This is a genomic window from Micromonospora sp. BQ32 (assembly GCF_059358895.1).
In genome coordinates this window covers 208,748-235,134 of record NZ_JCADBI010000001.1, presented here as the reverse complement: position 1 = coordinate 235,134, position 26,387 = coordinate 208,748, and the positions used below count along the sequence as shown (strand labels likewise).

The following is a 26,387-nucleotide window of genomic DNA, read 5'->3' as shown; positions in this document are numbered from 1 at the left end:
TTGCCGCGTCAGAAGCCCAGCCAGGGGCCCCAGAGCGGGATCCGTAGCTGAAGTCCGACGACGAAGATGAGCGTGCTGGCCACGGTCAGCCCGGCGGCCACGGCCATCGCCGTGAGCGGCCGTACGCGGGCGCTGGCCAGCGTGGTGAGCAGTGCGGTCACCGCCGTCGTCGGTACGAACCCGAGTCGCCGGATGGTGAACCCGAAGAACAGGACCGCCAGCACGATGGCGGCGACGGCTCGCCATGGGATCGGCCCGAACGCGGTCACCTCACCGGCGATGAGCCCCTTGCCGGCGATCGCCAGGCCCAGCGCGACCACTGTCGCGCCGACCAGTAGCGGGAAGGCGCCCGGGCCCATTCGTGTCGGGGTGCCCAGCTCGTAGCTGAGCGCCCCGACCACGAATGCGCCACCGATCAGGACGAAGATTCCCCCGACGAGGACGTCCGGGAACGACCGACGGCGCTCCACCTCAGGAGACCTTGACCCCGGAATCGGCGATGATCTTCGCCCAGGTGCCGAGCTGCTCGTCGAGCTTCGCCCGGTGCGCCTCCGGGGTTGCGTCCTGGGCCGGGACCGGCGCGGTGCCGAGCTTGGCCATCTGGTCGATGACCCCCTGGTCGGCCAGTGCCACCTTCAACGCCTCGGACAGCTTCTGGACGATCTCCGGCGGCGTGTCGGCCGGAACGTAGAGACCGTGCCAGACGCTGACCTTCAGCTGCGGCAGCCCGGCCTCGGCCGTGGTGGGCAGGTCGGGAAGGCTCTTCACCCGCTCGGGCGTGGTGACCGCGTACGCCTTCACCTTGCCCGCGGCGATCTGCCCGCTGGTGTTGGTCGTCTGGTCGCACATGAAGTCGACCTGGCCGCCGACCAGGTCGGTCAGCGCGGGACCGGTGCCCTGGTACGGGACCTCCTGGAGCTTCACGCCGGTGGTGCTCTGGAACAGCAGGCCGCACAGGTGCGACGCGGCGCCGATGCCGGCGTTGGCCAGCGTGACCTTGTTGGCGTTCGCCTTCACGTGGGTCACCAGGTCCTGGAGTGTCGCGGGCGCGAAGTCCTTGCGGGCGACGATCGTCATCGGCACCTCGGTGACGAGCCCGACCGTCTCGAAGTCCTCCAGGGGCTTGTATCCCAGGCTCTTGTACAGAGCGGGCGCCGTCGACATGCCGATGTGGTGCATGAGCACGGTGTAGCCGTCCGGCTTGGCCCGGGCGACGTCGCCGGCGCCGACCGTGCCGCCGGCACCCTCGACGTTCTGGACGACGATCTTGCCACCGAGCTTCGCGGCCATCGGCTCGGCGATCATGCGGGTGACCGTGTCCGTCGGCCCGCCCGCGCTGAACGGCACGACGATCGTGATGTTCTCGTCCGGGTAGTTCGCGGCGTCCCCTCCGCCGGCGGTGCCCCCGTTGCCGGAACAGGCGGCGGCGAGCGAGACGACACCGATCGCGGCGATCATCCGCGCGGTGGCCCGGTACCTGCTGGTCTTTCGCATACGGCGACCTCCCCATCAACGCTTGGACATCCCTCGGCGCGTTAGTGGCCCCAGTCTCGGCTGGCCGAGGCCCGGATGGTGTCAGAGAAATCCCAAGAACCCGGGCCGGTACGAGCGCCGATCCGGGCCGTACAATCCGCCGGTATGCGGATAACCGTCATCGAGGATGACGACCGCGTGGCGCGGGGCCTGGTGACCGTCCTGACCCAGGCGGGCTTCGAGGTCCACCGCGTCGCCACCGCCGCGGAGGCCGTGCGCGCCGCGCCGTCCGATGTGGTCCTCGTCGACCTGGGCCTCCCCGACGGCGACGGGCTCGACCTGATCCGCAAGCTGCGTGACCACCCGCAGACCGCCGTCATCGCGGTGACCGCGCGATCCGAGGAGCACGAGCGGGTCCGCGGCCTGCGCGCCGGCGCCGACGACTACATCGTCAAGCCGTTCGGCATCCCGGAGTTGCTCGCCCGGATCGACGCCGTCCTGCGGCGCACCCGGGCCGCTCGTGCCCTCGGCCAGACGGACGAGCCGCTCGTCCTCGGCCCGATGCGGATCGGCGTCGGCACCCGCGAGGTCACCGTCGACGGCACACTCGTGCCGTTGACCCGCAAGGAGTTCGAGCTGCTCCTGCTCCTGGCCAGGCGGGCGCCCAACGTGGTCAGCCGCGACGTCATCCTCGACCAGATCTGGGGCGCGACCTGGGAGTCGTCGAGCCGCACCCTGGACACCCACATCGCGGCGCTGCGGCACAAGCTGGGCCCGGACGTGGTCATCCGGACCGTCCACGGCGTCGGCTATCGGCTGCTGGCCGACCAGCCGGAGCTGACCGGCTGACCCGCCGTGCACCGCCGGCTGCTCGTCGTCCTGGTGCCCCTCGCGGTGCTGCTCGTCGCGGCGCTCGGGGTACCACTGAGCGTCACCGTGGCCGAACGGGAGATGCAGGAGACGTACGTCAACCGGCTCAACGACGTCGGCCGCTTCGCCTCGCTGGCCGAGACCGCGCTGTCGACCGGCCGCACCGAGGCGCTACAGCAGGAGTTGACGCGGTACCACGAGCTCTACGGCATCCCGGTCGCGCTGATCGACACGTCGGGCGCGGTGCTGCTCGGACCAGCCGACGCGTACCAGAAGGCGGCGCGCGCCGAGGCGGCGTTGCCCCGGATCGTGACCGCGGCGCTCGCCGGCGCCCGGTCCGAACCGTCCTGGGAGTGGGCGCCGTGGGACGACTCCGCACTCGTCGTGGCGGAGCCGGTCGGCCGGGACAGTGAGGTCGTCGGCGCCGTCGTGACCATCTCCGACCTGTCCCGGACGCGCGAGCTCATCCTCGTACGCTGGGCCCGGCTGGCCGGGCTCGGGCTGCTCCCGTTGCTCGCGCTGACCGCCGTCGCCTGGCCGGTGTCGGCGTGGGTGCTGCGGCCGGTGCGGAAACTGGACGCGGCGACCTCGCGGATCTCCGAGGGCGACCTGACCATCCGCGCCGACGCCGAGGCCGGGCCCATCGAGCTGCGGCGGCTGGCGCGATCGTTCAACACCATGATGGACGCCGTCGAGAACGCCGCACAGCGACAGCGCGCGTTCGTCTCCGACGCGTCGCACCAGTTACGCAACCCGTTGACCAGCCTCCGGCTCGCCGTGGAGAGCCTCGCACCACACCTACGGTCCGACGGCGACGGGCAGCAGGTGTACGACGTCGCCGTCGACGAGCTGAAGGCGATGCAGCGGATGCTGAACTCACTCCAGGCCAGCGCGCGGATGGAGAGCATGCGGACGGCGTCGCCGGTGGACCTCGACGAGGTGCTGGCGACCCGGGTGGACCGGTGGCGGGCGCTGACGGCCACGGCCGGACAGACGCTGACTGTCGACGTACCGCCGGGGTTGCGGTTGCTGGAGCCGCCGGGCGGCCTGGGCAGCATCCTGGACGAGCTGATCAGCAACGCGTTACGGCTGTCCGACGCGCAGACCGTGGAGGTGACCGCGCAGGTCGGCTCCGCTGGTCCGGGCACCGTCACGGTCGCCGTCCGTGACGACGGCCAGGGCATCGACGTGTCCGAGCGGGCCCAGGCGTTGCAACGGTTCTGGCGTTCGCCTCGGCACCAGAACGTGCCCGGGACCGGCCTGGGACTGGCGATCTGCGCCGACCTCGTCGGGGCGGCCGGGGGTGAGCTGCGGCTGGAGGAAGGGCTGCCGCGTCCGGACGGGTCCGGGCACGGGCTCGCCGCGGTGGTGGTGTTGCCGGTCGCTCCCGCGTCGGCGCCGGTCTGACAACTCCCGTTCCCTGTGAACGGGTCAGCGTTTGCGGTCGCGGAACCAGGCCGCCGCGCCCGGGTGCAGCGGGACCGACGCGGTGGAGATTCCGGTACGCACGTTGATCTGCCACGCCTCCGGAAGGGCCTCGGCGTCGTCACCGCCAGCTGAGGTGATCGCCCCGGTGTGCCGGAAGACCGTGTCGGTGATGGCGTAGACCAGGTCGTCAGGCAGGTCGTCGCGCGCGAGCAGCACGTTCGGTACGGCGACGGTGCGCGTGGCCGGGACACCGGCGTAGGCAGCCGCGTGGATCATGGCCGGGGCGTAGGGCCCCGGGTACGCCGTGAAGAGCCCGTCCGCCTGCGCGTCCAACGGGATCATCCGGATCGGATGCCGCTGCGCCAACTCGGTGATGGCGGGTGTCGGGACGCCGGTCAGCGAGAACATCGCGTCGATCGTGCCGTCGCGCAGCGCCGCCGCCGACTCGGCCTGGCTGAGATTCCGGCCGTCGGCTTTGAGCGGGCCAAGCTTCAGGACCCGCAACGACGTGAACTCGGTACCCGAGTCGTGGGCACCGAGAGACACGCGTTTGCCCTCAAGGTCCCGAAACTCGCCGATCGCCGAACCCGCCATGACCACGAGATGCAGGTGACTGTCGTAGAGCCGGCAGATCGCCGAGAGCCCACCGGGCGCGCTGCCGTCGCTGGTGATCAGCGCGTCCAGGCTGGTCAGCCCCAGCTGCACCTCGCCGGCCCGCAACATTCGGATGTTGTCGGTGGACGCCCCGCTCGGCACGGTGGTCACCGTCGCACCCGGCACCTGCTCGGAGATGTGCTCGGCCAGCGCCCCACCGATCCGCCGGTAGACCGCCCCCGCTGGCCCGGTCGCCAGTCGCAGCTGGACCTCGTCCGCCTCGGGCTGCCGTGAACAGCCAACAAGCAGCCCGCTGCCGGCCAGCAACACCGCCCGCCGACTGAACCGCGTCATGCCGAAATGATACGGATGAATGCGTGCAGCGCACCCAGTCGCCGCCGATCTTGCAGTTTCAGTCGTCGAGACGCGTCGAATGCCCACTATGCCTGGGCAGCATCTGCAAGATCGCGGCCCGACTCAGCGGCGTAGGCGGCGAGAGCAGGGGCCGTCGTGGTCGTCGCGGAGCAGGCAGCGCCGGCCGCCGGGCAGCCGCAGATCGCAGAAGACGCGGTGCCGGACGAGCTGATGGTCCTCTTCGGAGACGGTGGTCTCGCCCGGGTCGGTCATCGGCAGCACCAGCATCCACCGGCCGATGACCCGAGCTAGGCGTTGCGCGGCGGGCAGGTCGTTTGCGACCACGGGCAGGTGGATGACGTACCGCTGGCTCATCGGTTCTGGCCCCGCTCGTTGCGGGCGCGGGCCTGATCGGTCTGCCAGCGACGCAGCCCGGCCTTGATCCGGGCCGTCTCGCGGCGGCTCTCGGTAAGAGCGGCGTAGACGGCGGCCATTTCGACGGCGACCCGGTCGAGGAAGGCGTAAACGTCGTCGGGGTTCAGACCGCGACGCCCGAACCCGACTGGCGGGAAGCGGCACTCACGCACCTGCCATGGCAACAGACTGGTGTACGCGGCGGAGCGGTAGGTCGCGCCATCGCCATCCAAAGATGGTCGCTGATTACGAGCGGTCATGTCTGTCCGCCTTTCTGGGTCGTCGGTCCTGCTCGGCCGGCCGCGTGCTGTGACCAGCCTGCGACAGTCCGCAGCGAAAGCGCAACGTTCGATACCGCGATTTCCTTGTTATGCATTGACTTTCTTTGCTGAAACCCGTACGAGTTGCAGGAGCGAGTCACGCAGTGTTGCGAGACGCAACCAGGGAGTGTGCGGATGCCCGAAGACATCGGATCGACCGTGCCGCGGCGGCAACTCGGCCGGCTGCTGCGGCAGTTCCGCAACGAGGCCGGCGTGACGCTCGACGCCGCCGCCGAAGCCCTCGAATACAGCCGGCAAAAGATCTGGCGCCTCGAATGTGGCCAGGGCTCCGTCAGGGTGCTCGACGTCAAGGCGATGTGCGAGCTGTACGGGGTGTCGTCCGAGATGACCGAGGCGATGCGCGGGCTGGCCGTGGAGACGAAGTCGAAGGGTTGGTGGCACGCGTACGGCGATGCGGTGCCGAGCTGGTTCGAGCTGTACGTGGGCCTGGAATCCGCCGCTTCCCGCCTCCGTCGTTACGACGAGTCGCTCATCCCGGGGATCCTTCAGACCAAGGAGTACGCCCACGCGCTCTATCGCCTTGGCGGGATGCTGAGCGAGGAAGATCGCGAGCGGGCGGTCGAGGTGCGACTCCAACGGCAGGCGTTGCTCTTCCGTCGACTGCCAACTGCTCCCAGGCTGGAGTCCGTGCTGTCTGAGGCGGTCCTCCGCCGTGGCGTCGGCGGGCCGGTGGTCATGACCGCGCAGCTCGATCACCTAACCAAGCTGTCCGAACTGCCGAATGTCAGCGTCAGGGTGCTGCCACTGGCGGCTGGACCGCAGCCCGGCGCGGTTGCGGGGTCGTTTGTGATCCTCGACTTTCCACCGACCAAGGGCGGTCGCGCCGCTCCGGAACCGTCGGTGGTCTACAGCGAATCGCTGACCGGGGCGCTCTACCTCGACAAGCCCGACGAGTTGGCAGCCTACGCGCGGGTCTGGAGAGGGCTGGATGGGCTGGCCCTCGGCGAGGCAGAATCGAAGGACATGATCAAGCGAATCGCTGGGGAGATGCGGCATGACTGACCTGAGCGGCGCCGTCTGGCGCAAGAGCACCCGCAGCGGCGACAACGGCGGCGACTGCGTCGAAGTCGCCACGAACCTCGCCGAGGTCGTCGCCGTCCGCGACTCGAAGGACTCCACGGGACCGCTCCTCACCTTCACCGCCCAGGCATGGACCGGCTTCCTCGCGATTGCCAAACGTGGAGGACGTAACAGCTGAGTTTGGCTTCAACAGTGGCGCAGGCACGTGATAGGTGGCGTGCTTTTCGATTGGTCGCTAGGCAGGACCCCGTCTGGCGGCGGTACGACGGCGAGCTGCGGTCCACCGCTGATCGCTCCGAGCGCTGCACGACCCGGGAATCGCCGTCGGCCGCCGCAGACTCGTCGCTGTGGACCCGGCCACTTCTGCCATCGGCGCTGAGAAGTAGCCAACGGTCGAGGCCGATGGTGACGTCGTCGACCAGCGCCCGATGTGTCCCGGCGGAGCTGCCCTGTAGCAGATCGAGAGCCCGGGAGGCGGGGTGTGGACGCTGAGCAGTTCTACCGCGTCAGGTCATCGGTGGTGAATTCGTTCGCTGCTTCCGGACGGTCACCGACGCCGCCAAGCCGCTCGAACTGCCGTCCGGAAATGCTTCTCCGCCGTACGACAAGTAGTAGCGCCGCAGATCGGGGACCGTTCGAGGATCCTCCAGACGGCTAGGATCCGGCGAGGGCCAGCGGCCGCTACAGGTTTCTCCTTCGGTCAGGCTGACGCACTGGACAGGAAAGGGCTGGGCTGACCGCTCCACGAGACGTGCAGCGCCTCCCGCGCCCGGGTGCTGGCCACAAAGAGCAGGCAGCGCTCCCGAAGGATGTCGCTGTCGTGCTGCATTTGGTCCACCTCGCTTGGAGTCACCTCCTTCGCGAAGGGCACTGCTCGTGCCGTGGCCCCCACCACCGCTACGCAGCGGAATTCAAGACCCTTCATGGCGTGCATGGTGGCGAGCCGCACGCCCTCGACGTCAGGGCCGGGCTGGTCGCGCACGCGCACGGCCGGAATCCCGACACCCATCAGTTCGTCGTACACATTGTTGAGAAGCAGGTTGAAGCGCGCGCAGACCGCGATCTCACCGGGCCGGACGCCCTGCCCGAGCCACTCCCCCACGCGATCGACCAGCGCCGCGACCTCGGCCTGTTGCGTAGCGTGGCCCTGGGCGTCCGGTCGCGTGCCGTGCAACAGTGACCGATATCCGGCCAGGCTGTCCTCTCCCTCCCCGCCGAGGTCGTCGACCCGCGACCCGACCATCAAGTTGGTGGCCCAGGCCAGGATCTCCTCGGTGCTGCGGTAGTTGATGCGCAGCCGGCTGCTGCGCCCGGTGACGGAGATGCCGAGGGCGCTGAGCGACACTCGGAAGTCGTAGATCCGCTGGTGTGGATCCCCGGTGATGAACAGGTCGTCCGGCCCGGGTGCAGCGGCGGCGCGCAGCACCCGCCACTGCGCGGGGTGCAGGTCCTGGGCCTCGTCGACCACCACGTGGTCGAACCCGTGAACGGTCAGGTCGGCGCCGTCGAGCAGCTGCGCCGCCTGCGCGCACACCTGCAGGTGCGTCAGGTTGCCTGCTGCCGAAAGCTCGGCCTGGAACATCTCGATGGCATCCCAGACCTGATCGCGTTGCCGAGCGCCGAGCGCCGAGCCTCGTCCTCGCCTGTTGGCCGCACGGTAGTCCTCCCGGCTACGCACGTCCTGGGCGAGGACGACATGCCGGAACTCCTGAGCGAGGAATTGCTCGGGCCAGGGCAGATTCAACCGCCGGACCACACGACGCCAGATCTGCCGCTCATCGGCATCCCCGATCGGGATCGCCACTCGGCCGGCGAGCGCCCGCACCACGCGGTTGGCGAAGGCGTTCACCGTCGTCACCTCGACCCGCGTCAACTGCTCCTCGTCGCCGAGGAGCAGCGCCAGATTCGCACGCAGTGTCGCGGCCAGGGCGTTGGTGTATGTGGTGAGCAGCACTCGCTTGTCTGGCGTACGGGACAGCAGGTGCTTGACCCGATGTAGGGCGACCACTGTCTTGCCGGTGCCGGGCCCGCCCGTCACCTGCGCCGGCCCCTTGTACGACACCCGGTAGGCGACGCGTCGCTGGGACGGGTGGAGGAACACCCGCCAGGCGGCGAACGGCTTGTCGAGGATCTCAGCCAGCTCGTCAGGCCGGGTCACCAGCGTGATCCGGCTGGTGGTGTTGGCGATCGCCATCGCCAGGCTCTCGCTCGGCTCGGTGGTGACGTCGACCGGTCGACGCTGGGTGACGAGGTCGCGATAGACCTCCTCCGCGGAGAAGCCCTCGGCCAGATACTGCAACACCTCGAACTGATCCTCGGGAAGCAGCGTCCCGAATGCTTCCAGCTGCGGCTTGTCGATGATGGTACGGGCGGCGCGCCTTACCTGGTCGTCGATGCCCAGGTCGCGCAACACGGTGTCGGAGTGCTGGGCGAACAGCAGTGTCGGGGACCCGGCCGCCGCCTTTTCCAGCGCTGGCGTGAGCTGCTCGATGGCGGTGACGTTGCGGACCTCCAGCGCCCGCGTCGCTGTGTTGACGGTGTAGAGGCGCTTCGCCGCCCAGCTGTACGCAGCGTCGTGTGGTACGACGTTGAGCAGCAGAAATGTATCGCTGCCGTCATCGGGGGCGAGTACGACCCCGCGCCAGAAGTCGTTGACACGGATGGTCCGCATGCGCGGGTCCCGCGCGTTGTTCACCGACTCCAGGTGCAGGCCTTTGTCGGCGTGCAATTCGGCGATGGTGAGCTGCTGGAACTTGGCCATCGCTTTGCGTACGCCGGCCTTGACTGGCTTTTCCAGGACGTCGTAGCTCTGCCAGAAAGTGTTGGCGAAGGCGAGCTGGGGCACGGTCGGGCCTCCGGGGGTAACGGGTCGAGGGCGGTGGGGACGCGATGCCTAGCTGGTGACCAAATCATCTGAGATGGACAGTTGTGCCTGGTCGTAGAACCAGCGGAGATGGTCTAGCAGCGCCTCACGCGCGTCGGCTTCGGCGAGGACCTTCAGGGGGATACCCGGACGCAGGGCGAGCCTGGCAGCAGCGATGTTCACATCCGGCAGTTGGTTGAGCCGCTGCCGAAGCTCTTCCCGCAGCACGATGTCGTTGAACGGCGTGCGGGTGCTGAGATGTTGGAACACCACCTCGAACTTCCCGCCCGGATAGATCACCGCAGGCCAGATGCTGCCCAGTTCATGCTCCCTGCGCCGAGCCATAAGGAAGCAGGATGTCTCCCCCCCGGTGCCGTACGACAGTGTTCCGCCCATCGCGGTCCAAGCCTCGAGCAGCACTACAGCGGCGGTGACAACCGCGGGGCTCTGCCGGGCGGTGAGCTGCTCGATGAACCTGTCGGAGTAGGTTTCGCCCTGACCCGAGCGTGCGCGGGGGACACGCTCGGGCACTTCCTCCGGCGTGATGCCGGCGAGCTGCGCCAACTCCTCGGTGCCGATGCGCTGCGCCTGGTCGGCCCGGCCGTTCTGGTCAACCGTCACGCCCTCCGCACGGAGCACCTCGCGCGGGTCGTCGCTGCGGTCCGCTTCGAGCCAGCGAAAGCCGGGCGCGACCGTGCCCTCGGCTTGCAACACGCGGTGCGCGTTCGGTGCCGGGTGGTTGGCCAGCCGAACCCCAACCGGCATCGGCGCGGTGCCGATGAGTGCAGCCAGGTCCCCGTATGTCGTCCAGGAGCCGGCGGGCATCTCGGACAGCGCCCTGACCATGAGGTCCCATGGCACCTCGGACTGGTTGCCGCCCTGCTCGGTCGGCCCGGGCCACGTGGTGATCACCCTCTCGGCGAGGGCGTCGGCGCGCGCGTGGATCTCCGGGCGCCCCCAACGGTCCTTCGCCACGATTTCCTGACTCAGCCTGATGCCGCTCTCCTGCAGTCTGATGCATTTCGCTGCGAAGGGCTTGTTTCCCAACTCCGGGTTGTAGCCGGTGAGGGTCAGGTTTCCCAGCGTGTGAAGCAACGCCTCGTGCATCTCCTCAAGGTTTTCGTCCGGCCCGAGGTCGGCGGCGAGCATCTGCCGCCACTCGTCGGTGAGCGTCTGTGGCAGCACGTGCTCGATGGTCGCCTTCTCCAGCGACACCGGCTCCTTGCTGCCGTACGACTCCTCCAGCCACCGCAGCACCAGGCTGCGTTGCGGCGCGCGACCGTGCAGATAGAACGGGATGGACCGTACGGCGGAACGCACGGCGGCATCGGTGGCGTAGTGCTTGCGTCCGGTTGACAGGTACGCCCGCACGGCCTCGTCGACCGGCAGTTCCTTGCTCATCTCGGTGACGACGGAGAGCAGGATCCGGTTGATATTCATGGTGCTCCGCCCGATCAGCAGGCGGCGGACAAAGAAGCTCTCCAGGTACAGCATCGCCGAGGCAACCTGTTCGGAGGTCGCTGTCCCGCCCTCCCGACGGTCGAGCAGATGAAGCGCCAGAGGGTAGGCGGTGGTAGTGCCCCACTCACTGAGCCGCTCCAGCCGCTGCCGTACCCCCGGGTCCTTTTCCTCGTTGGGCTCGAGGATGACCCGGAGCAGCGCACCTAGGCGGGCAAAACGCCGCACCTCCTCCTCGATCTCGACCTCCGAGCGGAGGCGTTCGAGCCGCGCCTGCTGGATCGAGTAGATGTCGGTCTGCTTGACTCGCGGGTCCCGGTGGACCAGGTCGAGCCAGAAGAGCAGCTCCAACCTTTCCGACTTGAGTTGACGCTGCAAGGGCAGCCAGAGGGACTTGTAGACGAGGTCGCCCTGGCTGGGCAATCGCATGAAGAGGTAGTTGCGCAGCAGGTCGGCCTGAGTGAGCCTCAGCCCGGTGTTGTTCAGCGACTCGAAGATCCGGTAGACGTTGTCGCCGGGTTGGGCGGTGACCGCCACCAGCCCCAGCCCGGTGATGACGGCGCTCTCGATCCGCGCGATGTCCAGCGGGCTGTCCGTATCATCGACGATCAGCGCGTCGGCGAAGAACCGGTACGCCACACTCACCGGGTCCTCGCCCGAGGCATGCGGGGTCGATTTGACGCAGGCCACGTAGGCGTCGCGGTCCTCCTGGGTGGGAACGAGCTTGAGCCAGCGCTCTTCCTCGAAGGGGTTGGTCAGGTATTGGTGGTCGAGTCGGATGCGATGCTTCGGGCCCTCGTGCTTGGCGCGGTGGTCGCGGATCGCGCAGAGCAGAATCGTCAGCGTGGTGAGCCGCTGCTGCCCGTCCACCACGAGGTACTCGTTGACGCCGACCGGGCCAATCTTCGGGCTGGGCGCGAGCACGAGTGAGCCGATGAAATGCGTGGCGACAGGGTTGTCCACCCGGTCGTCGGCGAGCTTGCGCACGTCTTCCCAGAGCCGTGCGAGCTGCACCTTGTTCCACGAATAGGTGCGCTGGTAGAGCGGCACATGATACTGCTTCGCGCCCTCCAGCAGACCCTGCAACGTGGTTTCCTCCGCCGCGACCATCCCGGCTCCCGTCTCTTTGGACCCGCCCCTCGAGCTCGGCAAGACAATCAGATCAACGGCCTACGGGGCAACACCCAACACCGCGTTCTCTTCGCCCGTCGATTATGCAGGGAGACGAGACGCCGTATTTCTCGCGCCGGCGTCACCGCTTAGCCCAACGTCATCGAAGGCCGGGTTCAGCTCACCGGAGCCACCAACGATCGTCGCTCTGTCGGAAATACGTCAGCATCCGGTGACGACCCTGTCGGCCGCGCCCGGAGCCACTGCGGCTCAAACGACGTCAGTTGGGCGGGCGCGCAGGGGCCAACGCGCGCCACCTCGATGGGCGACCGGCCCTCGACGACCGGCCGGACAAGGCCCATGGCAGTCCGAGTAGCCAACGAACGCCGCCGAATGCCGACGGATCGATGTCAGCAAAGGGCTTCCGGCCCGTCGTCGAACGCGGCGCCGCCAGGAATGACCATTTCGGCGGTCGACGCAACCCGTAGCTATTCGCCCGAATAGGCCGGCGACACATCCTGCACCCGGGCAATGCCAACCAGGATCTTCGGTTCGGCGGTGTCGAGTCCATTCGCTCTGCGCGCAGCGGCTTGGGGTCCAGGGGAAAAAATTGCCGTTACTCGAAGGCGTCGTGGAATCCGAGTCCATCCGGCGTGCACTCCTCACCGAAAGCCAACCTGTTGCGCAGGATTCTGGCGGCGAAGGGGCGGTGCTCCGCTCGACAGTTCCACGATGATGATAGGGTCTAAATCTTGCCTCGCCTAATCCTTCGCCCTCGCCGAATGGTGGCGGAAGGTTGAAGCCACCTGGGAGCCGCTTGGGTGACGAGGGCCCTGTCCGGGCGGGGGCATGAGGGTTGAGGTGAAGTTTCCTCCGTCGACAAGTGGATTGGCCGGGCTTACGCTGGCAGCGGCCATCCTGTCGTACTCGGCGAGGATCAGCTCCTTCGTCCGGTAGGTGCCATACTTCGCCTCGTCCTTGCGCTTGACGATCGTGAACGTGTCCATGATGTAATCCACGTCATTTCGAGCCGTCCCGTACAGGTGGAAGAAAAAGGCATCCAGCTCAGCGCGGATGACTCCTCGGCGATCTTCGTCCCACCGAAAAGGCGGGCCGTCGTCGCCAACATCGGAGGCCAAGGGCAGCAAATCGTCCGCGGTGTAGGTGAGTTCCAGGATTCGGGGAGACAAGAAGTGGATATGCCTTGCAATTACTTCCGGCAAAGGAGCAGGAAGCTGCTGCATGATGGATACCGTCATATGCACGCCGTTGATCTTCTGACGACTTACATAGTCATACACGAAGGATGCCTGGCATGCGTAGAGGCCGACAAGAAGTTCGGGCTCTTGGGAAGAAAGAATCAGAGGGAGTGTGTGACCGGCGGCAGCACGCGGGAAGATTACTGGGATCGCAGTGCGTTCATTAGTCGCACTGGTCACGTCGCAATAGCCGAGGAGCCAGCCCTTGCTCCAGTGATATGCGCCGAGTCTTTTGTTTACGGCCACCTCGTCAACCCAATTGAAGGGCAGCGCACTTCGACTTGCCGAATCAAGCTCCCTGACTGACAAGTACTTGGGCTGATTCTGCCGCTTTGTGGCAGTCTCACTTTTCACGACGTCGGCAGCACGATGATTAAAGAAATCAACCATCTTCGCTTCATACAACGGGAGCATTCTGGCCACCCCCTTGACGAATAGGTTGCCGTCGGAACGCCAGCTGTCGGATTCGAGTTCGTTCCGATTGCGGAACAATGCGGAGTCGTGAGCCATGTGGAACATATCCATAGTTTGAATGCCCCACGGGTTCCGCACCTGAGCCCCACGTTCGACAAGAATGGGGAGGCGGCGATATATTTCGATCGTGATCTCGGCGTCGCGCACAGAGCGGAAAATCGGGCAGGTGCCCGTATTGGGATTCAGGATTGCGATATTTTCGGGGCTGAGTGTAATGAGGCGGTCCGTAAGGTCTGCCGGATCATGGAGAAAGAAGGCGAATTTAGCGCGAGCCTCGTACGTCGCCGTACCAGTTAGCGACAGGATGCAAAACTTCATTCGCGAGTCGACCGCAGGGAATAGCCCGTTTCGATTTTCGAAATCATAGAGTGCAGCTATCGACCCATTCCTCACAATATCCTTGAAGAAGTACTGAGTTCGGACGTCAGTCGCGATTCCCGTTGGGACGATGACCCCTGCCCGACCCCTCGGATTCAAAAGGATGCGGCCAGCCTCAGTGAATACTGAATAAGTGTTTATATTGCCCTGGCCCGTTAGAGGGACTCGCCCTGAGCGCCTCAGGAAATGGCTTTCGGCATTGATGTGGCGCTTGGCGTATTCGTACTCGTCAAACAAATGCCGCGTATCTGGAGAATTCTTCAGTTCGGCAATAGCTTCCTTGCGAGCGGAAGCTTTGGTTGCTGCCGCAATTGCTGGGACACGCTGCGCAAAGAACTCCTGCTCCTTGAAGTCCACACTGTCCCAGGGTGGATTTCCCAGCACACAGTCGAACCCACCGATCCAACCAGTGGCGGGATCAATACTTGAGTCATGCTCCGACACCTGAAAGACATCAGGGAATTCCAGGTGCCAATGCAAGAACCGATACCGGTCGCGCAGCCAGGCGATCTCGTCATGAGTGGTCTGCGACGCCGCCGAGGCAATCGGGTCCTCCAGAGCACGGAAGACATCGTGGGTGATCGCGGGTGGGGCGTCCGGCGCCTTCTTCCACACGAACGCCGCGCACCAGGAATCAGCAACATATAGTGCGCGGGCGTACTCGGCGGCAGTCTTCCAGAGCCGATATGCAGACGCCTGTCTACGAACATCGCGGAGGGTGTCGGCGGGGGCCGTCGTAATGCGGCGAAGGTTCTGCGCGAACAGTGTGTTGGCGACCTTCGCCTCGGTGTCCAGATCGAAGAGGCTGCCCTGATTCGCCCGCTGCTGGGCGTTCTGCTTTTCCAGGGCCTTGGCAAACTTTTGGTCGTCGCCTTCAATGGGCTTGAATGCCTCGTCGGGGATGCCGCGCTTGAGCAGTGCGGGCGTCGCCCCGATCAGCGCGTTGCCGCACTTGACGTGGGCGTCGAGGAAGCTCAGCGGCCTACCAGGCTCCAGCGCCTCCAGCCACAGCGACACCTTGGCCAACTCGACTGCCATCGGGTTGAGGTCGACGCCGTAGATGCAGCGGGCGATGACCTCGTGCAGGGCGTGGCGTACCGCGTCGAGAGTGGGCTCGGGGTTGCGTTCGCGCACGGCCGCGACCCGCTTGGCGATCCGGCGGGCCGCTGCGACCAGGAAGTGGCCGGAACCGCAGGCCGGGTCGCAGACGGTCAGCGACAGCAGCTCGTTGACGATCGTCTCGGACGGGTCGGGCTGGCCGTTGGCGGTGGCTGCTACCTCGCCGCGCTTGACCGCGTCGTCGATCACCGGGTCGAGCGCCGAGTCCAGCAGACATTCGATCAGTGAGGCCGGAGTGTAGTAGGAGCCGGTGGTCTTGCGGGTGTTGCCGGCAAGTTCGACCAGCTCGAAGGTGCGATCGACGGCGCTGTGCTTCGGCACCAACTCCAGCAGGGATTCGTAGATCGAGCCCAGCTCTTCGGCGTCGAGGTGCCGGTAGTCCACTGTCCGCCAGCGGCGGCTGCTCGTGTCGCGCACCTGCGACAGGTGCCGGACGGCGGTCAGCAGGTGTTCGTTGCCCAGCGACAGGCCATACAGCGGATCCTTCCTGTCGTCCTCGGTGGCGGCGGGGATAAGCCCGAGCTTGCCGTCGAAGATGCCGCCGAGGCCGGGCAGGCCCAACTCGGGGCGGCCGTTTACGTCGGCGAGGGCGTCCATCACGATGCACAGCGACCGGTACAGGTCGGCGTGGGCGGTGCCTCGACGGCGGCGGGCGTGCGCGCGCAGCCGGGCCGACGAGAAGTACCGCGCGTACCGGTCACGGGTTACCTCGCTGGTGCCCGGCGGATGCAGCGCCTCGCGGTCCTCGGCGACGAAGAGGAACAGCAGCCGGTAGACCAGGCGCAGCAGGGCGTTGTGGAACTCCTGGACGTCGAAGTCCTCGCGGAGCCGTTGGTTGTCGGGGTGGCGCAGGAAGCCGGTGCCGAGGATGGTGATCGCCTCCTGGACGCCCTTGCGGAGCTGTTCTAGCGCGCGCACGCCCGAGGAGATCGCCTCGGTGCGCCACTTCTCCAGCCAACAGGTTGACGGTGCCGTCCCCTCCCCCACCGCGAAGCGGGAGACGTGCAGCAGCCGGTAGAGCAGGACGAACTCACTGAAAAGCTCACCATCGAAGATGGCCTCCAGGTCGAATTCGACGTAGGCGGCGGTGGCGAGGGCGTTGGAGTCGCGCAGCAGCCGCAGCTGCCGGCCGTTGGTGAGTACTCCCCACAGGTGGGCGTCGGAGCGGTTCAGGCACTCCTGCATCAGCGACTGCGGCGGGACGCCTCCGGCAACGGGGCGCTTGTCCAGGGTGGCGTTCCACGGGGCCAGGTGCATCGGAACGTGCTGCCAGCGGTGGCTGATCGGGAAGGTCTTGCCGCCGTCGTCGGAGGTGATGCCGGTGGCCCCGATGGGCGTGAGGACACCGAAGCCGAGCGCGTTGAACAACGGTTCGAGCCACTGCGTGACGGCGCGTCCGGTGGGGTCGGCGGGGGCTTCGGCCTCCGGGGCGGCGGGCAGCGCGCCCCGCAGGTCCTTCCACACCGACTTGAGATAGTCCCAGTGGCGTTCGGCGTCGTCGCGTACCGAACGGGCGCCGACCACCCGGTAGTCGGCGGGCTTGGTACCGGTGACGTCCTTGCCCTCGGCGATGCGGACCAACATGTCGGCGGGGAGCAGACCGCCGATGGTGTGTACAGCGGTGAAGACCTGGTTGCGGGCGGTGGCGGACATCAGGCGACAGCTCCTGCGGTGGGGGCGGGCAGGTAGACATAGGTGCCGAGCACGTCGGGGCGGTCCTGAACGGTGACACTGAGGCCGCGGACGATCTCGCCGGAGGCGCTGCGCACCCGGCGGTGCGAGGCGAGCAGTTCGCCGGCCAGTTCCTCGCCGTAGGCGGTGAGGTAATCGGCGACAGCGGGCAGTTCATCGAGGACCCGCCGCATGCTGCGTTCGCCGAAGCCGGGGTCGGTGTTGGCGTCGGCGGTGGCGTCGAGCAACGTCAGAGCGTCGTCGGTGGCGAGCCACGTCGCGTTGGCGGGTGCGCCGGCGAAGGCGAGCAGCCGGGCGTCCTCGGCGACGAGCTGCCGGGTGCCGGTGCGCGACGGCAGGGTGAGGTGGAAGCGGTAGCGAACCACCAGCAGGGTGGTCCGGCCGACAACCGCCCGGGTGCGGATGACGCCGCAGCGGCGGGCCGGGCGGGGGCCGGTGGCCTGCTCGTCGAGGGCGGCGTTGAGGACATACCCGGCGAGCGCCACCACCGCCGGGTCGGTGCGGACCAGGGCGGCCTCGCCTCGTGCGACGGCCGCCATGTTGCGGAACCGGACCGGACGGCCCAACTCGACGACGTCACCGCCGAGCACCGGGGCGAGCGCGTCGCGCAGGCCGGCCGGGGTGCCGCTAACCTCCGCGGTGAAGTCGCCAGCGCCGCCTGGCGCGTCGCGCAGGACACCGTCGAGGGCACGCAGCGACCGGCGTACGAATCCTTTGATCTCCCCGGCGCGGCCGAGGGTGTCGCGGACGGCGGCGACCTCGCGGGCCACCTCCTCGGGCCGAATGCTGTGTTGGGCGAAGCGGGAGCGCGAAGTCTTTTCCCTTTCAGCGGCGGACTGCCAGTCGGCGGCGAGCGTGGCGGCCTTCTTGTCGATGGCGCGGTACTCGTCGGCGTCGAAGAGGCTGCCCTGCTCACCGCGTTCGACCTGCTGGCCTCGCAGCACCCACTCGACGATCGCGTTGGTCACCCCGGAGGATGCCTCGTCAGGCACCGAGACAGAGACGCCGAGGTCCTTGCGGATCTGCCGGTGCTTGCGGATGAGGACGTCGAGGACCTTGCCGTCGATGCCGTTGTCGCCGCCATAGAGCGTGATGACCTTGACGACGCTGCGCTTCTGGCCGTACCGGTCGACCCGGCCTTCCCGCTGGTCGTGCCGGGTGGGGTTCCAGGCCAGGTCGTAATGGACGACCGCGTCGAAGTGGTGTTGCAGGTTGACGCCCTCGGAGAGGCAGTCGGTGGCGACCAGCACCCGGCGGGCGGCCGGGTCGTCGCCGGCCGCCTCGGCGAGCTTCTCGATGCGCTCGATGCGCTGCTGTGGGGAGAGCGTGCCGGTGACCGCGTGCACCACGGTCTTCTTGCCGAGCTTGCCGTCGAGGTGCTCGGCGACATACTCGGCGGTGGGAATGTAGCGGCAGAAGACGATCGGGTGGTAGCCGTCCTTGAGCAGCGCCTTCAGGTGGGTGACCAGGGCAGCGAGTTTGCGGTCGTCGGTCGGGCCCTCCAGCTTGGCCGCCTGCTCGGCCAGCTCGGCGAGCCGACCCCCGGCGTGCTCGATCTCGGCGGCCTCCGCGCCGGGTGCCACGTCCAGCCCTTCCAGGGCGTCGTTGTCGGAGGAGTCGCTGGTCAGCGGCGCGCCGAGCCGGTCCGCCTCCTCCGGGCTGTGGGCCGCCGCTGTCGCCGAGCGGGTGCGCAGGGTCTGCGCGGCGGCACGCGGCGACGACACCAGCGAGCGCAGCAAGGCGATCGCCGACCACCAGGCGATCCGGGCCTCCCGCCGGCCCTTGCTGTCTGCGGCGGTCACCCGTTCGCTGGCGTACGCGATGGCGTCGTCGAGCAACGCCCGGTACACCGGGGAAAGCTTGTACGTCTCATCCTTGAACAGCCGGTCGGCGGGGAACGACGTCTCCTCTTTAAGGCTATCGTCGGACAGCCCGTCCTCCCGGGTGAGGTACTGCCGCACGTCGGCGCGCTTGCGGTGCACAAAGTACGGGGCGAGCGCCCGACGGCCCGCGTCCGAGCCCAGGTCGACACTGGCCAGTTCCGGCTTGAGCAGACCCAACAGGTTGCGGAAGGCCCCCTCCTTGCCGCTGTGCGGGGTGGCGGTCACCAGCAGCAGGTGCCGCTGGGCGTCGGCGGCGACGCGCTGAAGCAGCTCGAAGCGAAGCTGGTTCTGCGCCGAGGTGGTGTCGTCAGCCGCGACGCAAGTGTGTGCCTCGTCGACGATGACCAGGTCGGGGCAGTGCCGGACAAAGTCGTCGCGGTGCCGGGTCGACTTGATGAAGTCGGTGGAGACGATGACGTGCGGGTGCCGGTCGAACAGCGACTGGCCTAGGTCGAGGCCGCGTTCCAGCCGGGAGACGGTGGAGGCGAGGACCAGTTCGGCGTCAATGCCGAACTTGGTCCGCAGCTCCGCCTGCCACTGCTCGGCCAGCGCGGGCGCGCAGAGCACGGCCAGCCCGCGGGCGCTGCCCTGGGCGAGCAGTTCACTGGCGATCAGGCCCGCCTCGACCGTCTTGCCGATGCCGACGTCGTCAGAGATCAGCATCCGGACGGTCTGCTGGCGCAGCGCCATCATCAACGGCACGAGCTGGTAGGCGCGCGGTTCGACGGCGATGCCGGCGAGCGAGCGGAACGGGCCGGCACCGGACCGGAAGCCGATCCGCAGCGCCGACCGCAGCAGACCCGCCGCCTGGGCGTCGCCAAGATCGGTGGGCGACGGGGCCGCGAACTGGGCGCCAGTGACGTGTTCAAAGGCGGGGAAGACGGCGGCGATGTCGTCGTCCGCGCCGCCCAGGGGGCGCAGCACGAGCATGTCGGCGGCGCTTTCCGGCAGGACGACCCAGTCGCGGCCTCGGGCCGAGACCAGCGTGCCGGCGCTGAAGGAGGTGGTCATGAGGGGTTCCTCGCGCGTCGTGATGTGTGGTTGTGGGGTGGGCTGAGGGGTCAGCCGGTGGCGCTGGTGCCGAAGCAGTACCGGTTCTCCGCCGCGATGGCGGCCCAGTCGGCGTCGTGCGGAAAGCGGATGACGTCCCAGCCGGCGTCGCGGAGCCGCTCCTCGGCATCACGGTCGCGCTGGGCGACCGCCTCGTACTCGTGGACGGGGCCGTCGACGAAGACCGCGACGGTCGCCCCGGGCAGCCGGTAGACGTAGTCGGGTTGGGCCAACGCCTCGGTGACCAGGGTCTGCGCCTCGTCGGGTAGTCGCAGGCCGCGCTGCTTGAGCCAGGTGATGAGCTTCGCCTCCAGCGCGGTGTCCGACTGGGCGGTCAGCCGCTCAAGCTGCTCGGTGCGGGACTCGCCCTGACCAGTCGGGGCGGCGGTTGCGGCGGCGAAGCGCAGCAGCAGGTCACGCACGCTGTGCCGGTCGATGGACCGGTGGTTGAGCTGATTGCCGTAGGTGAGCAGGCACTCATAGCAACCCAGAGCGCAGGGACGGTCCTTCGCCGGACCGCCGAGGTCGATTCCGTCCGGCGCGAAGTGGCAAATGGTGAGCGCTTCAGCTGCCGCCCGAGCAAGGGCGGTCGGGTCGGCCTGCATCAGCCGGAGCACACCCGCGCCGCCCTCGGCAGCTTCGGTGAACAGGATCCGCTCCCGTGGGCCTTCGTTCGGGGGCAGCAGCTCGGTGTTCAGCTCCGAGTCCTCCAGCTCGAATGCCGCCTCGATGCCCCGCTCCAAGGCGTACATCAGGGAGAGCGCGACGTCCTCCGTCAGTGCCTCGTCGAGCTTCAGGACGAGGATGTTGCGTCGGTCCTCCACGTACGGGATGACCCGCTTCTTGCGACGCTTCTCGTTGCCGTCAGCGTCGACGACCGGCATTTCGCTGGAGTCGCCGGACGCCTCGCCGGCGTCCCGCTCGTTCATCCATCGGCCGTCCGCCGGGTCGAGCCAGAACCCGTCCGACTCGTCGGTCTTTGCCCGCACGCGCCCAACGTTCGTGATCCGCACGGTGGCCGAGTCACCGTACGAGAGGGTTGCCAGTCCCCCGACGGCGTCGGAGACGAGAGCGTCCCTACGGCCCGGACGGGCGCCGTGGTCGTGGAAACGGTACGAGGTGACGAGCCGGAAACCGGCCCGGCGGCGCTCCTCCTCGTCGGACGAGATGCGTTCCCGACGCTTGGTGTAGACGGTGTGCAGGTGCAGCAGCCCGGTGGTCATCTCCCCCAGCGGCTCATCGCACATCTGGCAGCGGTCGGCCCTCTCCTTCGCGTCGTGGTGGTAGCCGCAGTGCGCGCACCGGCGCGCTTCGCTGGTGCCCACGTCACCCGCCGCGTCCGGCGGTAGCTGGATGCGGGTGACCTGGTAGCGAGCGCCCTCGTGGTAGATCAACGCGCCCGGGCCGAACTCCCGGATGGCCAGGAAACGGGGGCGCTGGAGGTAGTCGCCGTCGCCGAACCGGCGGCCGGTGGTGGGTACATAGGCAGCGAGCGGCAGCCGCGGGAACGAGTAGCCGGGCAGGAACCCCTCGCTGGCCAGGTAGCGGTACGGGTTGAAGTCAGACAGCACCGACTTGCTGTCGACACTCTCGTTCTTGAGCAGGTTGAGCTGCGTCTCAGCCTCCTTGCGGCGGCCGACGGCGATCCGCCGGTCCCGCTCGGACAGGGTGTGGTCCAGCACCCGCCGGTTCTGCTCCGCCTGGTCGATCAGGGCGGCCTTGAACAGTCCACGCCACCGGTCGAAGGCGTCGTCGAAGCGCTCCGGCGTGGTGCGGACCGTGTCCTCGATCCACTGGTCGTCCCACCAGCTCGACTGCGCGTACTCGGAGAGCAGCGCGGCGAACACCCGGCGAGCGGCGAGGGCCGCTCGTTCCTGCGACCGCGTGTCACGCAGCGCGGCGGCGAGGTGGTCCCGCAACGCCAGCGCCGGATTCGGCAGACGCGAATCCTCCGGGTAGCTGATGTCGATGGTCTCGGGAATAGCCCGCCCCAGCTTGATCCCCGCCTCGGCCAGCCAGATCGCTTGCACGTGCGAGCGCACCAGGTCCTCGTTAGCCAGATCGAGGCGGGGCGGGGCGACAGCACCGGCCACCATCCGCTCCGAGCGGCGGAAGTAGTACTGGTCGTGGCTGTTTCCGGTGGCGCAGTAGGTGGTCACGAGCGCGGGCTGCCCGGACCGGCCGGCCCGGCCGCTGCGCTGGGCGTAGTTGGCCGGCGTGGGTGGCACGTTGCGCATCATCACGGCGTTGAGTTCGGAGATGTCGACCCCGAGCTCCATGGTGGGCGAGCAGTAGAGCAGCTTCAGCTCCGCCTTGCGGAAGAGCTCCTCACGCCTCTCCCGCTCCGTCGGGTCCACCTGGGCGGTGTGCTCTCGGGCGGCAAGCCCGGCCAGGGTGCCGGCCGCGCTCCGATACAGATCCTGGAAGAACCGGTTGACCTGCGGTCCCTCGCCCGTGGCGAAGGTACGGATGAGCGGGTCGTGGCTGCCGGCCTCGCCGGTGCCGGCTCGCCAGATCAGCGACGCCGCGGAGACGCGGTACCCGGTGGTTCGCGGGCCGACCGGGCCGCGGAAGCGTCCCGCCCGCTGTGGCGCGGCCTCGATCTCGGTGACCAGAGCAGCAGCCGCGAGCACCTTGAGCAGGTCGGCGATGACCTCCTGCGCCTCGGAGACGGTCAGCTCGGTGAAGTGCACCCGTCGCAGGTACTTGCCGAACTTGCCCCGGCCGGAGAGGAACAGCCCCGACCGGTCCATCCCACGCCCGGATGACTGCGGGTACGCGGTGCCGACCTTGGGGCTGTCGCTCAACGACAGCACCCACGGGTCGACGAGCCGCTCCTCGCTGGCACGCTGGAGCATGTCGAAGTCGTCCCGGAAGTACTGCACGTCGATGGCCAGCGCCCGCCGCATCTCGTTGAGCAGCGCGCGCATGATCTCGGCACGCCGCTCGGGCTCGGCCTGGCGCAACACCTCGTGCGCCTTCGACCAGCGGTCCTGGTTGCCCGCGAGCCAGTCCAGGTCCTGGTAGTCGATTTCCAGGAGCCCGGTCTGTTCCAGGTTGGGCATGGTGATCCGCCAGCCTCGCTCCAGGTCGAGGTAGAGGCGGAAGGCGACGACGTCCCGCAGCGTCTTGGCCGCGTTCTTGGCCATCAGCGGCGGCAGGTCCTCGCCCCGCGCGTAGTCGCCGACCTCCAACCGAAGGGCCTCGGTGACCTGCACGGCGAGTTCCTCGTGGGTGATGCCGTCCGCGTCGGCTTCCCTGGCTCGCACCGTCGCCTGGTAGAGCGCGCCACGCAGCTGGGTGATCTGCACGAAGTCGTTGAAGTGGCCGGCCTGCAGCGAGGCATCCTGCCGGTTGTCGACGAACGTCAACAGCTTGCGCGCCTTCTTGTCCAGCGCCTCCGCGGGTGCGCTGAGCAACGACCGGACGATGGAAGCGGAAACCAGCGAGGTCGCAGACGACCGCCCCTCCTGGTCAAGCGTGGCGAGCTTGGCGAAGTCCCTGCCCCTGGTCTGTTCGTAGCTCACTGCGCAATGCGCGCAGAACAGGAAGGGCGACGGGATGAACGCGGCTTTCAGCGCCCCCCGCCCCTCGTTTCCGTACGGGTCGACCGTGATAGCCGTAGGCAGCCGGTCGCGGTAGTTGGCGCGAACTGTCTCCTGCCCGTGCTCGTCGACCTCCAGCCAGGACTCAGGAATGCGCCGCTGCTCGATGGCCTGGTCGACGGTCTCCGGCCAGGGACGGTCCGAGTCGATGTAGAGGTAGCCGTCGGTGGCGTGGCCGCCCGTCGCGATGGTGTCTCGGCGTGGCTCGTAGACAGCGTCGCCGTCTCTGGTTGTCCGCCACACCGTCAGGTACTCCTGACCGCACTCTCGGCAGAAGGCCAACGGCAGGAGAATCTTGCCGTCCGAGCCAGGCAGGACCAGCTGGTAGTCGCGGGTCAGGTGGCGGGTGAGCTCGTCCTCGATCGTGACGTAGACGGTGTCGCCCTTGGAAAGGAACTGGTGCAGTCGAAAGGCGAACAGCGGGCGCTCGGTGACCGGGTGCCGCGCCTCCGATCCGGCCTTCAGGGTCCGGCGGATGGCCTGTTTGCAGTCGGCGACGGTGAGTTCGCTAACGACGGCGAGTTCGATCGCGGCGTCCTCGATCTTGGCCGGTTTCTGCCGAACGAGCCGTCGGGCCTCGACGGCGAGGCCGAATCGGGTTTCGATCCAACGCGCGAGCGGGTCCTTCACCAGGTCGGCGTAGGCACGTGGAGCGCCAGGGGCACGCAGCCGCTCGGCTGACACGGTGCCGGGGGCATCGCCGGTAGCCCGGATCAGGGTCTCACCGATGACGTTGGCCGGCGTGACCTCGATGCCAAACAGGGTGGTGGCGACCCGGGCAACCACCGACCGCTGGTCGTCGGCGGTGCCCTCACTGGAGATGGTGGCGGAGGTGCCCACGCACTGGAGCTGCTGGGCCTGGCACGCCTCCCGTACCCGGCGAATCAACAACGCGACGTCAGCGCCCTGGCGGCCACGGTAGGTGTGCAACTCGTCGAAGACGAGGAACTCAAGATTGTTCGCCATCTTGATCAACGACCGCCGGTCGTCGGGGCGGGTGAGCATCAACTCCAGCATCACGTAGTTGGTGAGCAGGATGTCCGGCGGACTGTCGCGGATCTCCCTGCGACGCTCGTCGCTCTCCTGGCCGGTGTACCGGGCATAGGTGACCGGCTCGCGGCCGGGCCCGTAGCCGTCCTGGAGGTACTTGTCGAGCTCCTTGAGTTGGCTGTTCGCCAACGCGTTCATCGGGTAGACGATGATCGCCCGGACCTGCTTCGCCGCCTTGGGCCCTTCCTGCTGGCGCGCCCTGAGCACCCGGTCCACGATCGGCACGATGTACGACAGCGACTTGCCGGATCCGGTGCCGGTGGTCAGCACGTACGACGCACCGGACTGGGCCTTCTCGATCGCTTCTCGTTGGTGCTGGTGCAGGGTGAGCGGGCGGCCGTCGCACCTCGTCCCACCCGGGCTCTTGCGGGCCTGGAAAATCCGGGCGCACTCATCGTGCAGCACGCCCTGACTGACCAGCTCCAGGATCGAACCGCCGGAGGCGAAGAACGGGTTGAGCGAGACCCAGGGTTCCGGCCACTGCGACTTATTGTTCAGGTCGTCTTCGACGAAGGTCGCGATCCGGTCATCGCGGATGGTGGTACCGCCGTGGGTGAAGGCCCGGTAGTCCTTGATGAGCTGCTCATGCACCCCGAAGACGTCCATCCCGGCGCCATCTGGACGGGCGAGCACCCCCTCTTTCGTCGAGGTGGCGAGCGCCGCAGCGACAACCGTCTCCTGGCCGGCGACGAGGAATCGCACCGGGTCGAAGGGCTCCCAACCAGCGACCGTCTCCGTGCCCCCGGCGAAAGGCAGGAGCACCTCACGCACCGCTGCGGCGTTCTCCGGCCGTCCTTCAGGATCCTTCGCGAGGAGTTGGTCGATCAGACTCACCAGGACGATCGGGACGTCCGACCGCAGCAGCCGCACCGAGGGAGCGGCCTCATGCAGGTGCTTCTGCCCGAGCTTGTAGGACGACTCGCTCAGGAAGGGCGGCACACCGGTCAGCAGTTCGAACAGGACACAGCCGAGCGCGTACAGGTCCGCAGCCGGGGTGACGGCGGCGGCGAGGAACTGTTCGGGTGCCATGTAGCGGGCGGTACCGACGGTGACGTTGGTGCTGGTGACCTTGCCGGCCCCGGCGTCGTCCAGGATCCGGCCCATGCCGAAGTCGAGGACCTTGACCGCCCCGCCGCGGACCACCATCACATTGGACGGCTTCAGGTCGCGGTGCACCACGTCCGCTTGGTGCGCGGCAGACAATCCGTCGGCAATCTGCGCACCGAGCGCCGCGACCCACGAGATGGGCAACTGCGGGTGTTCCGAGACCAAATCCCGCAGGGTTTCGCCGTCCAGCAGCTCCATCGCGATGTGCGGCAATACATCCGGCCCGACCGCCCCGGCGACGATCCGCGGCAGGTTGGGGTGGCTCAGTCTGCGCATGATGCGCACCTCACGCTCGAAACGCAGCTTTGCCTCGCTGTCGGCGGAAGTTTCGATGCTGGTGCCGGCGCGACTGCGCAGGATCAGCTTCAACGCGACGATGCGGTCGGCAGAGCCCTCCTCCGCGTTCATGTCCTCGGCCCGGTGGACCTCGCCCATGTTGCCCTTGCCGATGGCGCTCTGTAGCCGAAACCGGCCCGCCACCCAGTCGCTCGTCCCCGTCACTCTCGACGCCCCCAGCTCGTTGTGCACGGCGGAGTGCTGCTCATCTTCGGGATGTCGGCCGCCTTCCAGCTGACGACGGTCCCGTGAACAGGACTACAGCGGGATCCACCGCTTCTCAGAACAATGTTCGCGATGTCGTCCGTGGAGTATGCGTCGGGCCCTGTGCGGGGTTACATCATCTGGTTGGCGGAGATGATCAACCGAACGTCGAGGTCTTGACAATGCTCTCAGGGCGGCGCTGACTCGGCTCAGCCCCATTTAGGAGCGGCTAGCTTCGACCGCGCGCGATTAGAACATCGAGCGCTGCAGAAGATCGCCGTTGGCTGACCAGGACATCTGAAGTA

14 protein-coding genes are annotated in these 26,387 nt (G+C 67.8%); 4 read left to right on the top strand and 10 right to left on the bottom strand.

The genetic code is table 11. The annotated features are described in order from the left end of the window. Nucleotides 1-8 precede the first annotated feature (8 nt). Together AC5L30_RS00955 and AC5L30_RS00950 are read right to left on the bottom strand one after the other, a co-directional pair. Entirely contained in the window at nucleotides 9-470 is a 462-nt protein-coding gene (locus AC5L30_RS00955) for a tripartite tricarboxylate transporter TctB family protein (protein WP_494864526.1), read from the bottom strand. Between the two features lies 1 nt (nucleotide 471). Continuing rightward, the gene (locus AC5L30_RS00950) at nucleotides 472-1,494 is read right to left on the bottom strand and encodes a tripartite tricarboxylate transporter substrate-binding protein (RefSeq protein WP_494864524.1); all 1,023 of its coding nucleotides are present in this window, start codon (nucleotides 1,492-1,494) and stop codon (nucleotides 472-474) included. A 144-nt stretch (nucleotides 1,495-1,638) separates the two neighbouring features. On the opposite strand from AC5L30_RS00950, the gene AC5L30_RS00945 reads away from it, so the two are divergent. Next, nucleotides 1,639-2,322, top strand: a complete 684-nt coding sequence (locus tag AC5L30_RS00945) for a response regulator transcription factor (protein WP_494864522.1) — start codon at nucleotides 1,639-1,641, stop codon at nucleotides 2,320-2,322. Between the two features lie 6 nt (nucleotides 2,323-2,328). Then, nucleotides 2,329-3,750 (top strand): sensor histidine kinase, encoded by a 1,422-nt coding sequence (locus tag AC5L30_RS00940; RefSeq protein ID WP_494864520.1) that lies wholly within the window; start codon nucleotides 2,329-2,331, stop codon nucleotides 3,748-3,750. A 24-nt stretch (nucleotides 3,751-3,774) separates the two neighbouring features. Here the strand turns inward: AC5L30_RS00940 and AC5L30_RS00935 are convergent, their stop codons facing one another. From AC5L30_RS00935 to AC5L30_RS00925, 3 genes are all read right to left on the bottom strand, one after another. Then, nucleotides 3,775-4,719, bottom strand: a complete 945-nt coding sequence (locus AC5L30_RS00935; protein WP_494864519.1) for a TAXI family TRAP transporter solute-binding subunit — start codon at nucleotides 4,717-4,719, stop codon at nucleotides 3,775-3,777. 123 nt (nucleotides 4,720-4,842) lie between these two features. Further along, the gene (locus tag AC5L30_RS00930) at nucleotides 4,843-5,094 is read right to left on the bottom strand and encodes a hypothetical protein (RefSeq protein ID WP_494864517.1); all 252 of its coding nucleotides are present in this window, start codon (nucleotides 5,092-5,094) and stop codon (nucleotides 4,843-4,845) included. Then, nucleotides 5,091-5,393 carry a DivIVA domain-containing protein gene (locus AC5L30_RS00925; protein WP_494864515.1) on the bottom strand — a complete coding sequence of 101 codons (303 nt, stop codon included), beginning with the start codon at nucleotides 5,391-5,393 and terminating at the stop codon, nucleotides 5,091-5,093. Before AC5L30_RS00925 ends, AC5L30_RS00930 begins: the two co-directional genes overlap by 4 nt. 195 nt (nucleotides 5,394-5,588) lie before the next feature. Here AC5L30_RS00925 and AC5L30_RS00920 point away from each other — a divergent pair, with 195 nt between their 5' ends. Beyond that, nucleotides 5,589-6,476 (top strand): helix-turn-helix domain-containing protein, encoded by an 888-nt coding sequence (locus tag AC5L30_RS00920; RefSeq protein ID WP_494864514.1) that lies wholly within the window; start codon nucleotides 5,589-5,591, stop codon nucleotides 6,474-6,476. Continuing rightward, complete coding sequence (locus AC5L30_RS00915; RefSeq protein WP_494864512.1) at nucleotides 6,469-6,672, top strand: DUF397 domain-containing protein; 204 nt, start codon at nucleotides 6,469-6,471, stop codon at nucleotides 6,670-6,672. The genes AC5L30_RS00920 and AC5L30_RS00915 overlap by 8 nt, the downstream gene beginning before the upstream one ends. A gap of 522 nt (nucleotides 6,673-7,194) precedes the next feature. Here AC5L30_RS00915 and AC5L30_RS00910 read toward each other — a convergent pair. The 5 genes from AC5L30_RS00910 to AC5L30_RS00890 all read right to left on the bottom strand — a co-directional run bounded on the left by AC5L30_RS00910 (nucleotide 7,195) and on the right by AC5L30_RS00890 (nucleotide 26,043). Then, a complete protein-coding gene (locus AC5L30_RS00910; protein WP_494864510.1) occupies nucleotides 7,195-9,339 on the bottom strand; it encodes a UvrD-helicase domain-containing protein in 2,145 nt (714 codons plus the stop codon). Between the two features lie 48 nt (nucleotides 9,340-9,387). After that, a complete protein-coding gene (locus AC5L30_RS00905; RefSeq protein WP_494864508.1) occupies nucleotides 9,388-11,925 on the bottom strand; it encodes a GmrSD restriction endonuclease domain-containing protein in 2,538 nt (845 codons plus the stop codon). A 761-nt stretch (nucleotides 11,926-12,686) separates the two neighbouring features. Beyond that, nucleotides 12,687-16,808 carry an Eco57I restriction-modification methylase domain-containing protein gene (locus AC5L30_RS00900; RefSeq protein WP_494864506.1) on the bottom strand — a complete coding sequence of 1,374 codons (4,122 nt, stop codon included), beginning with the start codon at nucleotides 16,806-16,808 and terminating at the stop codon, nucleotides 12,687-12,689. Next, nucleotides 16,808-19,741 (bottom strand): DEAD/DEAH box helicase, encoded by a 2,934-nt coding sequence (locus AC5L30_RS00895; protein ID WP_494864505.1) that lies wholly within the window; start codon nucleotides 19,739-19,741, stop codon nucleotides 16,808-16,810. The genes AC5L30_RS00900 and AC5L30_RS00895 overlap by 1 nt, the downstream gene beginning before the upstream one ends. A gap of 50 nt (nucleotides 19,742-19,791) precedes the next feature. Then, the gene (locus AC5L30_RS00890; protein WP_494864503.1) at nucleotides 19,792-26,043 is read right to left on the bottom strand and encodes a protein kinase domain-containing protein; all 6,252 of its coding nucleotides are present in this window, start codon (nucleotides 26,041-26,043) and stop codon (nucleotides 19,792-19,794) included. Nucleotides 26,044-26,387 lie beyond the last annotated feature (344 nt).

What these genes read in the sequence shown, in the direction of transcription:
- AC5L30_RS00895 (WP_494864505.1), bottom strand. Translation starts at nt 19,741, where the DNA reads ATGACCACCTCCTTCAGCGCCGGCACGCTGGTCTCGGCCCGAGGCCGC.
- AC5L30_RS00945 (WP_494864522.1), top strand. Translation starts at nt 1,639, where the DNA reads ATGCGGATAACCGTCATCGAGGATGACGACCGCGTGGCGCGGGGCCTG.
- AC5L30_RS00915 (WP_494864512.1), top strand. Translation starts at nt 6,469, where the DNA reads ATGACTGACCTGAGCGGCGCCGTCTGGCGCAAGAGCACCCGCAGCGGC.
- AC5L30_RS00925 (WP_494864515.1), bottom strand. Translation starts at nt 5,393, where the DNA reads ATGACCGCTCGTAATCAGCGACCATCTTTGGATGGCGATGGCGCGACC.
- AC5L30_RS00905 (WP_494864508.1), bottom strand. Translation starts at nt 11,925, where the DNA reads ATGGTCGCGGCGGAGGAAACCACGTTGCAGGGTCTGCTGGAGGGCGCG.
- AC5L30_RS00935 (WP_494864519.1), bottom strand. Translation starts at nt 4,719, where the DNA reads ATGACGCGGTTCAGTCGGCGGGCGGTGTTGCTGGCCGGCAGCGGGCTG.
- AC5L30_RS00900 (WP_494864506.1), bottom strand. Translation starts at nt 16,808, where the DNA reads ATGTCCGCCACCGCCCGCAACCAGGTCTTCACCGCTGTACACACCATC.
- AC5L30_RS00930 (WP_494864517.1), bottom strand. Translation starts at nt 5,094, where the DNA reads ATGAGCCAGCGGTACGTCATCCACCTGCCCGTGGTCGCAAACGACCTG.
- AC5L30_RS00920 (WP_494864514.1), top strand. Translation starts at nt 5,589, where the DNA reads ATGCCCGAAGACATCGGATCGACCGTGCCGCGGCGGCAACTCGGCCGG.
- AC5L30_RS00950 (WP_494864524.1), bottom strand. Translation starts at nt 1,494, where the DNA reads ATGCGAAAGACCAGCAGGTACCGGGCCACCGCGCGGATGATCGCCGCG.